This window comes from Lewinella cohaerens DSM 23179 (genome assembly GCF_000379805.1).
Lineage (GTDB): Bacteria > Bacteroidota > Bacteroidia > Chitinophagales > Saprospiraceae > Lewinella > Lewinella cohaerens.
Genome location: NZ_KB903537.1, coordinates 20,196 through 35,464, shown reverse-complemented (window position 1 = coordinate 35,464; position 15,269 = coordinate 20,196). Strand labels below are relative to the sequence as shown.

General features: G+C 47.9%; 7 protein-coding genes. 2 read left to right on the top strand and 5 right to left on the bottom strand.

The annotated features are described in order from the left end of the window. Positions 1 to 141: 141 nt before the first annotated feature. Positions 142 to 7,407 carry a PKD domain-containing protein gene (locus tag A3EU_RS0107570; protein WP_020535537.1) on the bottom strand — a complete coding sequence of 2,422 codons (7,266 nt, stop codon included), beginning with the start codon at positions 7,405 to 7,407 and terminating at the stop codon, positions 142 to 144. A gap of 322 nt (positions 7,408 to 7,729) precedes the next feature. Here A3EU_RS0107570 and A3EU_RS0107565 point away from each other — a divergent pair, with 322 nt between their 5' ends. Continuing rightward, positions 7,730 to 8,491 (top strand): patatin-like phospholipase family protein, encoded by a 762-nt coding sequence (locus A3EU_RS0107565; RefSeq protein ID WP_020535536.1) that lies wholly within the window; start codon positions 7,730 to 7,732, stop codon positions 8,489 to 8,491. A gap of 127 nt (positions 8,492 to 8,618) precedes the next feature. On the opposite strand, the gene A3EU_RS0107560 is transcribed toward A3EU_RS0107565, so the two are convergent. The 3 genes from A3EU_RS0107560 to A3EU_RS29720 all read right to left on the bottom strand — a co-directional run bounded on the left by A3EU_RS0107560 (position 8,619) and on the right by A3EU_RS29720 (position 13,402). Beyond that, entirely contained in the window at positions 8,619 to 10,445 is a 1,827-nt protein-coding gene (locus tag A3EU_RS0107560) for an SGNH/GDSL hydrolase family protein (protein ID WP_020535535.1), read from the bottom strand. Positions 10,446 to 10,748: 303 nt separating this feature from the next. Beyond that, positions 10,749 to 11,984: a nuclear transport factor 2 family protein gene (locus A3EU_RS0107555; protein ID WP_020535534.1), complete on the bottom strand. Its 1,236-nt coding sequence runs from the start codon at positions 11,982 to 11,984 to the stop codon at positions 10,749 to 10,751. A gap of 107 nt (positions 11,985 to 12,091) precedes the next feature. Then, the gene (locus A3EU_RS29720; RefSeq protein WP_020535533.1) at positions 12,092 to 13,402 is read right to left on the bottom strand and encodes a cystathionine gamma-synthase family protein; all 1,311 of its coding nucleotides are present in this window, start codon (positions 13,400 to 13,402) and stop codon (positions 12,092 to 12,094) included. Between the two features lie 281 nt (positions 13,403 to 13,683). Between A3EU_RS29720 and A3EU_RS0107545 the strand changes: the two genes are divergently transcribed. Next, complete coding sequence (locus A3EU_RS0107545; RefSeq protein WP_020535532.1) at positions 13,684 to 14,151, top strand: Lrp/AsnC family transcriptional regulator; 468 nt, start codon at positions 13,684 to 13,686, stop codon at positions 14,149 to 14,151. A gap of 146 nt (positions 14,152 to 14,297) precedes the next feature. Here the strand turns inward: A3EU_RS0107545 and A3EU_RS0107540 are convergent, their stop codons facing one another. Beyond that, positions 14,298 to 15,269, bottom strand: a complete 972-nt coding sequence (locus tag A3EU_RS0107540; RefSeq protein WP_020535531.1) for a YheT family hydrolase — start codon at positions 15,267 to 15,269, stop codon at positions 14,298 to 14,300.

The following is a 15,269-nucleotide window of genomic DNA, read 5'->3' as shown; positions in this document are numbered from 1 at the left end:
TGGGGATAATTTTGGGTGTTTGTTCTGCAAACCTGATTAGGCGGAAGCCCTTCATATTGAGCCACAAGCGGTATGGCTTTTCGTATAAAAAGAGATATCCCGCCGGAACAAGCCGGCGGGAATCTCCAAAAGATCCAATTTTTATTTTTGCAAAACCACCTTCTGCGTAGTGGTAAACGCTCCGGCTTTGAAGACCAGATAGTACATGCCTGCTGCTGGCAAATCACGACCATCCAGTTGCAAGGCCTGCTGCCCGGCAGGGTAGTATGCTGCCTGACGAGTGATCTGCTTACCGCTGATATCCATCAACTGAATTTCAACATCAGCTGCTTCTGGTAGGAAGAAAGTCAATGTTGCTTCTGCTACAAATGGATTAGGCTTAAGGGCCTCCACCGATATATTTTTCTCAACAGGATTGCTGGTCGAAGTTACCTCCAAGCGGTAATCTGTTTGAATGTCCAGCGCTTCACCAGTATTGGTGTAACCAGCAGATCGCATCGTAGCTACATTCGTCTGAATGCGCTCTTCCATGCTGGTGCTGATATTCGATGCCGCAAACTTCAGGGTGAAGAGTACCTCGTCGGCCTCTAATTCCCAACCGTCTACTTGCGCGGTAGGATCATACCAAAGGGTAGTGATCAAACCTTCATCGAGGCGATTACGGCCAAAGAAGGTCTCATTCAAGCCAGGTAACGCACCTGGAATAACTTCTGCTAACTGCATTTGGTACTGGTCAAACCAGATGTCAAACTGGTAAGCAGAGATTGCCGTGTGTTCCGCCGAACGGAAACTGATGAGTACATCACCATTCACATCGGTTGTTTCTGTTATTACCAGGTTGAGAATACCGCCGTTTGGCTCTTGTAGCCCCATGGCCGTATTGTTTACATCACCCAATTTCATGGCAATGAAATCGTTACCCATGGTGTCACGATCTAGGCTCACAAAGTCAATCTCCTCAGGGAAGGTTTCCTGTAATGGGTTAGCAGGGTTCAGAAACGTGTATTCCTGATCTACAAAACGCCAAGAGTTGAAGTCTGGGAATTCAGTCGTGATATTCAAGATCAACTGTTGAATTTTTACGAGGTCAATGCCACTTACCAGACCAGAAACGTCTACATCAGCAGCAATGATCTTGTAAGGAGAATCCAGCATCTGTACATTGAGGATGTGGCGTTGAATCAAAGCCAAATCCAGGGCAGTTACACCATCTACGTGGTTGGTATTGCGCATAGGCGTTACCGTGTAAGGTTGTCCAGCCGTCAGGTCGAGGAATTCATAGTCGCCGGCTGCATCCGTCATGGTTGACGGTTGGCCAGTACAATCTACGATCACTTCGTCCAGTGGAGCACCGGTTTCCCGGTAAACTTTACCAAGGATATCAACTTTAGCCAGGATACAGGCTTCGCCAGCGTTCAGTACGTAAGGTACAGCACCAACAATACCTCCGTTGATGGCTCCCACTTCCACAAAGGTTGGGTTGTCATCCATAAATACGGCGGTACATTCATCTACAGTAGAAAGGAGTTCTACACGGATGGTATAAATCACTTCACCGTCAGCAACACTCACACCATTGGCGCTAAACCACACTGAAGTGATGGTCTCGTCACTGGCGAGGTTAAAGTCCGAGTTGTCGAGCTCCGACAGGTTGAAGTTGTTTACACCCACCAAGCGGGCAATCGTTGGATCGGCTACATGGATCGACTTCTGGAAAGAAACGATGTCCGTAAAGTTCTCTACGCTCACTGGAATCTCTACAATCTGTCCAGGCTGGCCGGTTACTGTTCCAATGTTAAAGGTCACAGCCCCGGTGGTGCTTACATCTACAGTTACTGGTTCACAAACGATGTTGTCGCCGCAGTCATTGGTTACTGTTAGGCAAACGGTGTAGGTTCCGGGTGTAATGTAATCGTGTACCGGGTTTTGATCGGTAGATGTCATGCCATCCCCAAAGTCCCAAGACCAAGCGAAAGGCGTGCCCGTAGAGTTGTCAGTAAAGCTGGCCGTCAGTTCATTGGTGGTCGCACTGAATGCAGCTACTGGTGCTGCTCCTGGGTTGTCTGTCACCACTGCATCAGCAGTAGCAGTACAGCCGTTTGTACCGGTTACCGTTAAGGTATAAGTACCCGCTGTATTTACCGTTGGGTTTTGCGTGGAAGACATAAACATATTCGGTCCCGTCCAGGCGTAGGTGACGCCCGCGCTGGTGGAGTTCCCCATCAATTGGATCGTGCCCGTTGCACAGTCCAGCGTTCCGCCAGTAGCGGTCACCATCATGGGTTCGGCAATGTCCTGGGTTACTTCTACCGTGGTGGTAGCGGTACAGCCGTTAGGTGCGGTCGCTACGACGGTATAGGTTCCTAGGGTACTAAATACCTGTGCGTTTTGATCCGTTGTAGTAAACCCATCAGGGTCAGTCCACAAGTAGGTTACATCAGGGGTCGTTGAGTTCGCCATGACGAAAAATGGTCCTGCGCTACAATCAAGAACAGTGCCCGTAGCCGTCAGGTCTGGTACATTCGCATCCTGACCCACGATTGCATCAGCCGTAGCTGTACATCCGTTAGGCGCAGTTACAGTGAGGGTATAGGTGCCTGCCATTGTTGCCAACGGATTCTGGTCACTACTCATGAAGGTATTCGGCCCCGTCCAGCTGTAGCTTACGCCTGGAGTCGTCGAACTACCCATCAACTGTACGCTGCCAGTTGCACAGTTTAAGGTGCCACCCGTAGCTATAGCATCAGGGGCGTCGGTATTACCAGTTACGGTAGCGGTTGCCATTGCGGTACAGCCATTGGTGCCGGTGTAGGTTACGATATAATCGCCAGCTATACTTACAATAGGGTTCTGCTCGCTAGACATGAACATATTCGGCCCCGTCCAGCTGTAAGTGCCACCGGTAGGATCACCACTGGCCATCAATTGTACATTGTTGCTTGCGCAATCCAATGCACCGCCGGTAGCAGTTACGGTAGGTGGTGCCGTATCCAGAATTACCTCGACCATTGCTGTTGCTGTGCAGCCGTTAGGTGCGGTAGCCACGACGGTATAGGTTCCTGCAGTGGTAAATACCTGTGCATTTTGATCGGTGGTAGTAAACCCATCAGGATCTGTCCATAAGTAGGTTGCGCCTGGGGTCGTCGAATTTGCGGTTACAAAAAACGGCCCAGGACCACAGTCAATCGTAGTACCCATCGCCGTCAGGTTAGGTACATCTGCATCCTGGTCTACCGTAGCATCCGCCGTAGCAGTACAGCCATCCGGAGACGTTACCGTCAGGGTATAGGTGCCAGGCATGGTTACAAATGGGTTCTGATCACCGGACATAAAGCTATTAGGTCCCGTCCAGCTATAGCTTACACCAGGAGTAGTAGAACTACCCATCAGTTGCACATTTCCGGTAGCACAGCTTAGGGTGCCGCCAGTAGCCATCGCATCGGGGGCTGTTCCTCCGGTGATGATGACTTCACTAATGGCACAACATCCGTTTCCGCCGCTTACGGTTACAGAATAAGTACCCGCAGTAGTTACTTCGATGGTCTGAGTTGTTTCGAGCGTCGACCATTCGTAGGTGAGACCTGGATTACCAGCGTCCAATGTGATAGCAGTACCACAAACACTTTGGGTTGGTCCCAGGTCTACAGTGATGTCATTGGTTACCGTAATGGTGAAGTCAACACTAGTTGGGTTGCCACAAGCATCAACGACACTAATCTGGTAAGTGTACTCAATGGTCGGTGAAGGCACACATCCGGTGACCAATCCTGGAGGTAGAATCGTAATCAGTCCTGTCAAGTCGCCATCACAGGCGTCAAACGCAGCGAGGTTAGCAAAAAGCGTCGCTTCGTCTGGGTAGGCATCATCACAACCAATCGTGATATCATCCGGCACACCCGAAAGCAAAGGAGCCTGGGTGTCGTTCAGGTTAACCGTAATGGTAAACAGGTTAGGATTAGCATTGCCACAGTTGTCAACGGCCTCATAGGTGTAGTTGCCAGAAGAGGCATTGCCACCACCACAGGTGATTCCACTCGTGGCCAATACCAAGGTAACAGTTGAGGTTCCGCAGGCATCAGTTGCTGTAGGCAAGTTGGCTGCCAGGATAGCGTCTACATCATCGCCACATTCGGCGTCGATGACGAGGCTCAGGTTGGGATTATCCCACTCCGGTGCTTGGGTATCGACGACCTCTATGTCAAAGCTGAGCGAAGCACTTTGTCCACAGGCATCTTGAACGAAGAAGTTGTACTCTAATGTTTCTAGCGGTTCCCCCAAGGCACAGTCGCCAATCACGATTACAATATCTCCAGTGACGTCGTCACTGATGTCAAAACCATTTCCGTCAAAGACTAAAATGTCAGTGCCAAATTCAAAAGAAGGAATAGGGTCACCACATTCTACCGTGACGGTGCCGGTAGGAGCACCGACAAACATAGGAGGGGCAGGTTGCAGTACCGTCAGGTTGACTACGTAAAAATCACTGTTGCCACAATCATCTGTAGCAGTGAAAGTGATCACGTAATCCCCAGGAGGGTACAGGCCACTAGCATCTTCGTCAGGGCTGTTAGCAAATGGAGAGTCATTGGTAATGGTTATGGAACCACAGCCATCGTCGGCAGTAACGGATAGCCCAATCACAGCAGCTTCACAAGTACCGGGGTCTACCTCCAGTGTGATGTTTTGGTTAGGTCCTGAGGTAAAGGTCGGTGGCGTATTGTCGGTCTCTGTTACGGTAATGGCGAAGAAATCTGGGTTAGCATTACCACACTGATCTACCGCTTGGTAGAAGTACGTTGTTTCTGAGGTTAAGCCACACAAAGGAGTCGCTAGCGCACCATCGAATATAATTTCTACGGTCGTAAGATTACAACCGTCGGTTGCAGTGGGTAGGTTAGCAGCCAGTAAGGCATCAATGTCATCGCCACATTCTGCGGTTAAGCTCAATTCCAGTGAAAGGTCATCCCATACTGGAGGCTCTGTATCGATACGGGTTTGTGTCCAGGTTACTTCGTCAAAATTACCGTTAGCATCGGTAATGCGGTAGGTGTCGGTAATGATTTGGATGGTACCGTCAGAACAGTCTTGCGTATCAAAATCACTGCCAACATACTGGATGTTTGCACTGATATCACCGTCACATTCATCAAAAGCAATAATGTCTACACCGTTTACCAGAATAGGAGGTACACCTTCGGAACATTCGATAATCACATCAGTGACGAGCAGCGTGATAGTAGGATCGTCCAAATCTGGATCACAGGGATCCGGAGCTACGATTGCACAACCGGCCAGTGCCGAGGTATTAAGCGTGGTAGGATCATATTGGGTGGCTGTAATGACTTGTCCTTCTGCAAGTGTGGCTGGGCCAGAGAAGTTACCACTGCCGTCAGCGGTAAGTGATCCAATATAGAAACCTTGGCAGGTGGTGTTTCCAGGACATGCATTATTGTCTTGAAAGTAAAATTGCACCTCTGCATTAGGGGCCGCAGTACCACTTACGACATCAGGGGTAGCACTCGTAATAACCGGAGGCTGAATGCCGCCATTACCACCACCTTCCATACTGAAGGCAGTATTCTCGTTGCAATAGAAATTAGTTTCAGAGTAGAAGTTATTCTGCGCGCCAGAACGGTTGAAAATGCCCGTTTGGTTAAAGCTTACCGTATTTCTTATGAACTGATTGGAGGAAGCGTCCTGGACATAAAACCCAACGTTACCACCGTAATCATCCCCCGCAGCATTGGTGCCGATGAAGTTGTCGGTGAAGATATTGAAGGAGGTCGTGTTATCCAGCATCGTGACGATATCGCTGGTTGTATTAAGTCCTCCCATGGTATTGTTAAAAACATTGATATCCCTGGAATCTTGTAGCCAAAGTGCTTCCGCATCGATAGTGCTAGCAACGCCATTTTCATCAATATTCAACAAGCATTCCGAAATAGTGCTGAATCCGGCACTCGCTAGGAAAATTTGAGTGAAACCACATTCCGTTACAATGCATTCAAAAATATTAAAGTTTGAATTGGCTGTCATGCTGATTCCAGCACCTACGGCATTAATTACTTTCAAACCAAGTATACCTACACCATCACCAAATACAACTACACCTTCATTGCCATCCATATCAATGGTAATAAGCGGTGTGCCTGCGTAGCTCGGTTGAGACGTACCATACAAGATGATCCCTTCGTCCGTGATTTGAGGAAAGTTTGCTGCCATCGTAATAGTATGCGAACCGCCCCCATCAATATCAAAAAAGATATCGTCGATAAATGGTTCTGTATTAGCGCAATCAATTGCTGCTCGCAGCGAGCCAGGGCCACTATCTTCTGTATTAGTGACGTAAAGGGATCCGAGGGCGTGCTCAAAGCAACCCATGTCCACTGAACATACTTTTACCCGCTCGGTCAGATCAAGGTCTACATCTAGGGTTTCTCCGGCACCATCACCATCTACATCGAGGATGTCGCTAGGGAGTAGGCTGGCATCACCAGCATTGATGGCGGGAGATGGGTCTTGCAAACGATAGTTGCCACCAGCAGGGCTGAAAAAGACAGGGTCACCAGTGATGTTGCCGTTAGACCCGATGGTAATGTTCGAACCACTAGCATCGCCAATCAGATTATTATTGGCGGTAAAAGATGGTCCAATCTGAGCAAAATCCGGGCTACTACCCGTATTGTTGGCAATGATATTGTTATAAAGGGTAACATCCCCACCGCTCCCAGCTTGAAAAACGCCACCGCCATTACCTGCACTGTTATCACTGATCGTATTGTTAACGATAGTAGCTACGGCACTAAATACAATAGCAATAGCACCACCGTTAGTATTTGATTGGTTGTTGTAAAACAAACAATTCGTAACGGTATTGGTACTGTTGGTGTTCAAATCTAGCGCACCACCCTGACCAGTAGAAGTGTTATCGATGAAGTTACAGTTTACGAAATTACCGGTACCAAAACCAACGGACACTGCACCACCAACATTAGCACCAGTGTTATTACGAAAAGTACAGTTGGAAGCATTAAGCGTAGCTACCGAAACTTCAATAGCTCCACCAAAAGCACCGGGAACATTAGCATTGGTCATCTCAAGATTTATCAGATTGACCACAGCATTGGAGTAAACGCCAAATATCCGATTACTACCGTTGCCACTGGCATCGATGGTTAAACCGGCTCCTGAAGCATCCAAGGTCATGTCTTTATTGAGGTTGATCTGACCGGAGGTGAGTAAAATAGGCCCACCAACATTGAAGTCAATCGTGCCGCCGGCAGGAATGTCAATCACCGCTTGCCGCAACGTACCCGGCCCGCTGTCCGCAGTACTGGTGACAGTGATTTGCGCCATCATCCACAAGGGAAGCAAAAACGCAATAAATAAAAGGTGTAGTTTACGCATAGTACGAGGTTTTAAAAACAGAATATGGAACTGGGTTTTAGGCGCTGAACACCTGTGTGGTTCCGATTAAGTAATTGGATCAGCTGTTCACTGATGAACCTTTGTTCTATGCAAAATTAGTTGGTGAGCACCCGGAATTCACGGACATTTTTTAACTTAAATAAGGTTTTAAATTTCGTTTTAAATCTTAATTGTATGATATTGAGTGCTTTATGGTTATTTTGAATAAGCTTTTTTATGTGTTTTTATTCGTGAGGTGAATTTATTTTGATAAGGAATAAGTAGTTTCGCATTGTGTTGGAAGAAAAGTAAATAGATGAAAATGGAAACACCAAACTATGGTATTGTTCTCTCCGGCGGTGGCGTAAGAGGGATCGCTCATTTGGGGGTGCTCAAGGCTTTAGAAGAGCACAGTATTTATCCCGAAATCATAGCGGGAGCCAGTGCTGGAGCAATTGTAGGAGCCTTTTATGCTGCCGGACATTCCTGGCAGGAGATTCTTCATTTTTTTAAATCTACCTCTATGTTTTCCTGGCAGAATTATACCTACCGCAAGCCAGGCATTTTGGATACCGACAAGTTTGAAAGCCTCTTTGCCTCTTATCTGCCCGGTGATAGTTTTGAGAGCTTGACCAAGACCCTCTTTGTTTCGACTACCGATATTGAGAAGGGAAAGAATGTAATTTTTAAAGAGGGCTCCTTAGTGCGTAAGGTACTGGCATCGGCAGCTTTCCCGATGGTGCTTTCTCCGGTGCGCATCTCTGGTATCTATTACGCTGATGGGGCTATCACTAATAATTTTCCGGTAGAACCACTCTTGCCGCTGTGTGACAAAATCATAGGTTCTTACGTTAGCCCACTTCCCGTTGTTCAACCTGGTGAACTGACCAACTCAATGGCCGTACTAGAGCGCGCGTTCAAAATCGGAATGGCTACCCTTTCTGAAAGCAAGTTCGAGCATTGTGATATCCTGATCGCTCCCCATCAACTCAATAAGGTAGGTACTTTCAGTATCAATCGTATTGATGAGGTTTTCGAAATTGGCTACGCGGCGGCATTCCAGAAGTTGGAGGAACTCCATTAGTTGATACCTCGAGGTCAAAATATCTCAATGTGTCCAATCGTAGGCTGAAGCCTAAAAAGGTGCGCAGCGAATAGCGCGGTGGCCAGCCGGTAGGCGTAGCCAGCTGCCATTAGTGACCAACAAACCTCTACTCCCTCCATAATGCAATGGGCTGCCTGACTTCGGTAATTCTCCCGTTTTCTTCTTTCAGGAGGAAAGTGCAAAGCAGGTAAGGCGAGTTGGTGCTTTTGGGCCTGGCAGGGAAGCGCAATGACTGCTTGCTTCCCGAGTTATTGATGAACGATGCTTTCTGCACCGAACGCCCCTGGTCATTTTCAATGATCACATCAACCGTGCCCGCCTGTGGTAGCTGGAATTCAAACAGCCACTCTCGTTCTAGGGTGTCCAATAGTAACGAAACGTCAACGCTTGTTACGCGCTGTTGCTTGATAATGCCTGACGCTAGAATACGCTTAAACAACAAGGCGTGCCCCCGGTCATTCATGTGGGTATAATCGCCAGAGTCGTAGATTTTTTTTATCGTTCCATCGCTATTGGCTAACCCCTCCCAAAAGTCGATGGCCTTGTTGCTGTATATGCACACAATCGAATCACGGATGGTTTCCTGCAATTGCACCTTGAGCAGATCGTTAAATTTTCGGGGTTGTGTGGTGGTAATCCACGCACTGGCACCACTCAAAGTTGCCGTATCCATGATTTGTTGAAAATTCTCTAGTTGATCAGCGGCTGGAATGCGGTAAGACGCATCGTTGGAGGGCATATTGACCAGCACTACCTTGGGGCGAAAGGAAAGGGCGTGGGTAATGTTCCTACTGGTATCTATCAACACACTTAACTGTGGTGGAATAGCGGTGCCTGTGGGCAAAATGTGGTAGGTGGTATAACCCGGTTTTGCTAAATTAATCAATTCATAGCGCGTGTCTACATTCAGCCATGCTCGCCAGCGGTTTACCCAGCTGCTATCGGGCGTACTCACGCCCGTACCTGCTGCGGTGGAAGACCCCAGCACGACAATCGGAAATCGAGCATAGTCTTTGATAATGGTAAAAACGCCCTGGTTTTCAATGGTCAATTTGCCAGTGCTAATGCGCACCTGACAGGCGTAGGAAGCTTCGTCGGGAATGATCCATTCATAACGCTCCACGCCAGGGGCAACCGTCGCAATAGCCGTCCAGGTATAGCCAAAATCGGTAGAGTAACCCAAGAGAACCGAGTCTTTAGCATTAGTTGACCAAGTGATAAAAGGTGACTTTCCTACTTGCCAATAAGCTCCTTCAGTTGGCGAACTCAGCCGGAGGAAAGGCTTGGGCGGTGGGTCTGGCTGGTAGATGATTTTGAGGGCACCAAGGTAGAAAAATCCTGCCTTGCTCTGCGTTCGGGGAGCAGAGGAGGCCGTGATTGTGATTTCTCCTGTTTTGCTGGGCAAGAGTCGCGCAGAAACGCCCTTACTTAATAAATTGGAGGTGTTTAAATACAGGGTGTCCGTCGTCAGCCCTTTTACAACATACCGCGTTTCGCGCAGCTCCGTAGACTGCCGAGCAGCATAAATCAAGAGTTTATAATGTTTCTGAGGGCTGAGGTTTTGCAAAATAACCCCGCCTGTAGGCTCAGAAATACCCTCAAATGGAGCCGTATTCCCAAAAAAGCTATCGCCCGCGGCCGTACCAGGAAAAACAAGGGCAGGGTCGGGGCGCAGATTACCTTCAGTATTGATCTTATTGAATGCATCATTTACGGATAGGCTATAAGGCGTTGCCACATTGGCTTGGTTGGTCAAACGGCGCAGCACTCCCTCTTTAGGGTTGCTCATGTTTAGCCACGGAAGGGGAGAGGGCACACTCCCGAAATCGATGGAAATAGTATCCAATACAGGGTTTTGCCCATGCACTGCAGGAATAAGAAAACCAAGTGTGGCCACGATACTCCATAAAGGCAATAAATGTTTTGGAAGCATAATATTTATCAACGGCCTGAAACAGATCAACACCGAAGGGCAAAGATACGACAGCCGATCAGGAACCATACCTGGACTTCCACAAAAGTTACCGTGTTTTTGATGTGAGCTTAGCTTGTTTTGGGGCCATGCCGGTAGTGGTGTTGCTGCGCAAACACCGCTACGGCACCAGGCTGTCTGGTCGCTGTCGCTCCCGTTCATCCTTCGTCCTGCTCTCCCGATGAAAAATCGGGATCCGCCGAGCTTCAGGCTCCGCCTTGCGCATTTTGACTAATGTTTAATGGTGAAATTCAGAATCCCTCTTTACCGAATTTTACCCCGAACATCCTCCGCCAGCATTTCCGTTTTTATCCAATAGATATCAGCCTGGCCATTGGTCAATCGCGTAAAAAACAACACTTTCCCATCGGGCGAAAGAGAGGGCGAATATTCCCATTCAGCGGTATTGATTAGGCCCTCCTTGTCAATAGAGATGGGTGGCGACCATTGGTTGTTTATCTTTTCGGAAAAGAAAATGTCTGAGTTGCCTACAGCATTATGCCCTGCGCTCATGAACAACATTTTTGTGCCATCCGCAAACAAGAAAGGTTCACCATCAACTTGATCGGTACTGATACTGAGTTTTTCTGGTTGGTCTTCAGGTGCCTCAAGGCTATACATATCTACGGCATTCAAGCCAGTACCCTCCCGATCAGCATGGAAATAGACTGTTCCGTCGTGCTCCGTTGCGCCACTGTCGATACCATCGGTGCTGAAGTTTCCTCCTAAATGCACGGGCTCCGACCATGTTTCTCCACTCCATTCAGCGTACCAGATATCGTTCTTCAACTTTTCGGCATCACCTTGCGTTGTAGGCCGGGTAGAGGAAAAATAGAGACGTTGTGATTGCTGATTGAAGGATACGTATTCGTTGTTCCATTCTTGAGAGAAAGGAGCAACGGTTGGGGTACTAAATTTACCGTCCACCCGCTTGGAAAGCATTATTTTCTTGTTACCATCACTAGCTCGGGTAAAAGCGATCCAGCCCGCATTGATGAACGTGATTCCGTATTCATTGGCTGCAGTGCAAATGAGGTCGGGAGCAAAGACCTTTGCTTCCGCAGGAACGGCCAAGGGGCCTTGCCAAAGTACCTGCTCGATCATCCAATGGCCGTCGTGTTTGGCCAGCAAAATGTAGTCGATCCCCCACCAAGCTGTAACTTTAGCCGCAGCAATATGGGCAGAAACATCGAGCACGTCAACTGCTTTGGGGGCTTCTGGGCGCACAAATTTTTCGTTCTCCAAGACGTTTCTCGCGTAAGCGATGGCCTCGTCATAACTCATCAGGCCCTCGCTTTCGTAGTGGCCCTCTTTATTTTTCCAGTAACCGAATTTATAAAGCGATGGCACGAGCACCGTTTGTAGTTTGACGGTATCTCCTTCGTAAAACCCTTCCAGATAGTTCAGGCAAGCGTTTTCAACCGCTATTTCTTCTGAATTAGTCTGAGCAAATGTCACTGAGGTAAAAAGCAATGCGATTAGGGAAAGGGTAAGTTTCATAGATACGTTAGTTAGGTAATTTCCAGAAATTACCACTTTCTCCAACATTATGAAAGTCCTGCCCCCTTCCTTGCAATATATCCCAATGACTTTGCGCTGTATGCTATCTAATTTGAAGCAAATTGGGCCTCTTCGGCCTTCTTCTCTATCATTTTAGCTGCTACACTATCCAGCGCCTGCCCCAAATCCCAACATAAATCGTTGACATTTTCTACGCCTATCGATAAGCGCACCAGCTTATTCGTAATCCCCAGTCGCTGGCGGGTAGCAGGGTCAACCCCAATATGGGTCATACTCGCCGGATGCTGTGCCAGTGATTCCGTACTTCCCAGGCTTACCGCCAATTGGAACAAGCGTAGCTCATTGAGAAACTTAAACGCTTCGGTTTCACCTCCTTTTATGGCAAAAGAGATCATCGCTCCTGGCGAGGTATACTGTCGTTTGTACAGTTCATAAGCTTCACTGCCTTCGGGCAAAAGGCCTAAATAATAGACCTTCTCTACCATAGGGTGCTCCTGTAGGAAAGTGGCAATCTCTTGGGCATTTTGCTGCTGGCGTTCCATCCGAACCTTGAGGGTCTCCAGGCTACGTAGCAACAACCAACAGGTATTGGGGCTCGACATATTGCCCAGGAAAGTTCGCAGAACCTTGATTCTTTTGATGGTTTCAGCATTACCCAATACGGCACCGGCAATCAAGTCGCTGTGCCCGCCAATGTATTTGGTAGCAGAGTAAATGACCAGGTCAGCACCTAGCTGTAATGGGTGCGACCAAAGTGGTCCCATGTAGGTATTGTCTACCGCCAAGTGTATAGGCTGGTCTTCGCTTGCGAAGTGGTCGGCAACTTTGCGACACATAGCAATGTCGATCAGTGCATTGGTAGGGTTCGCTGGTGTTTCTACATAGACGAGTTTCAGGCGATCTCCTTTTCCTGTGGCTTCAACACGATCCACAATATCTTGATAATGGTCTTCCTCGTTGAAAGCAATAGCTGTGACGCCTAATTGTGGCAACAAATGATGGATGAAATGATCCGTGCCACCATAGACAGGGTTACTGTAAAGGAGTGCATCACCGGGCTTCAGATACTCTAGTAAAACAGTACTGATCGCAGACATGCCACTCTCAAAAACAGCACAATCCTCCGCCTGATCCCATAAACAAAGACGGGTTTCCAGAATTTCAAGATTGGGGTTGTTGATCCGGCTATAAATTAAGCCCAGTTTTTCTTCTTGTTCTTTGTGTCTAAGCCCATAGGCAACTTCAAAAAAAGCCTTTCCTTCTTCCGCTGTTTTAAAAACAAAAGTAGAGGTTTGGAAAATAGGCGACTTAATGGCCCCTTCCGACCATTCCGGCTCGTAGCCGTGAGACATCATCAAACTTTCCGGTGCACATTTGTGATCGTGGTGCTTTTTCATGGTGGGCTGTTTTGAAGCAGTAGAGATGTTCAACTGCCTGGTTGCTGATAGTGCAAAATTACCGGGGTTTAGATAAAAAGTCTAGTAATTTGAGTTGATGAAGGAATTAATTCTGCTAATTATTGTTTATTTGGTTTTTTGGTCTAATATTGATGGATGGAAAGGCTTGGTGTAGAAAAATAATCCCCAGCCGCTCCTGCGTAAAGGATACCAGTGCCAATGGAAGTGTTCTCCCGAGAAACGAGCACCCCCGCAAGCGCAGCGCACACAAACCACCCACTATGGAAATAAAACTAGATGCCATCGACCGCCGTATTCTGCAACTTTTACAGGCCGATGGGAAACGGAAAATAAAGGAGATTGCTCACGAGCTGCAGATGACCAATACCCCTGTTTTTGAAAGAATCAAACGACTGGAAAAGGACGGATTCATTCGCGGTTATACGGCATTGATAGACCGTGCCAAGCTGGGTTTTATGCTTACGGTCTTCTGTGCTGTTAATCTGGAACAACACCACAAAGCTTACCTCGATCAATTTGAGGCAGATATCCGTGAATTACCTGAAGTAGCAGCCTGCTACCACTTGGCCGGAATGTTTGACTACCTACTGAAAGTATACGTGAAAGATATGGCAGATTACCAGTTTTTTATCACCCAAAAACTAGCCTCACTTGCCAACATTGGCCGGGTTCAAAGCTCTTTCGTGATGACCGAAGTGAAAGAAGAATCTGTTCTGCCAATTGATTGATTTAGGGCTTAGAAAAAAAATAAAGGCGCATCTTAGTTTCCGGACTAAGATGTCATATCTGGCTGGTCCCCTGACCAGCTAGCAGCGCACTAGATGCTTGTGTGTTTTCGTGCCTCAGTGTCTAGTAAAAAAGAAGGCAAGCCTCACTAATTCTCGCGCCACTTCAGGATTTCCTGCCAGGCGCGTTCTTCCATCCAGCTGTGCTTGTTTTTGCGTAAGCTAAACCCGACATGCCCGCCATCAGGCGTGAGTTCCAGAGTGAGAAAAGGGTGATCTTTGGCTTCTTCCAGCGGCAAGCAGGCTTCGGTAATGATCGGGTCATTAAGGGCCGAAACAGCTAAGACCGGCCGCGAAAGTGTGGCGACAAAATTTTTCGCGGAAGCAAGGTCATAAAATTCCTGAGCGGAATCAACGCCCAGTATTGGTGCTGTGAACCATTCGTCGAATTGTTTCCAGGTTTCAATTTTGTCCAATTTTTCCATGTCCAGCTTTCCTGGAAAGCGTTGGTCTTTGATGCGGAATTTCTCTCCCAGCTGTTTCATAAACCGCGTCTTATACAGCTCGTTCCCTGGCAGCTCAAGGGCATCCACACTCGCTTCGAGATCAAAAGGGGAGGAAAAGGCAATACCACCACGGATGACGTCTGGCAAATCCGGGCTATGTACAGAAAGGTATTTGGTCGTCATCGCTCCGCCCATACTATAGCCAATGAGCACAACTTCCTGATAATCCTTTTGAGCTAAAGCGTAAGTGGTAATCCGATGAATATCTTCAATTTCTCCATGATGATAAAAACGAAATAAGCGGTTCATCTCTCCGCTGCACGAACGGCAATTCCAAGCCAGTGCATCCCAGTCGCGTGCGTGAAAGAACCGGGCTGCCGAACGCATATAAGGGCGTCGGCTATTCCCTTCCAGCCCGTGGGTAAGAATGACGAGGGAACGGTTGCCCTTGTTTTGTAACCAGTCAAGATCGAGGAAATCACCATCGTCGAGCTCTAGTCGTTCCCGGCGAAAGCCTACTTTGGGGCCACGTAAAGCGGGTAGGATAGTTTGCCAGTGCCCGTTGATTTGATACCAAGGTGGGCCGGGATAACTATTGGTGTGAAGGATTGCCAC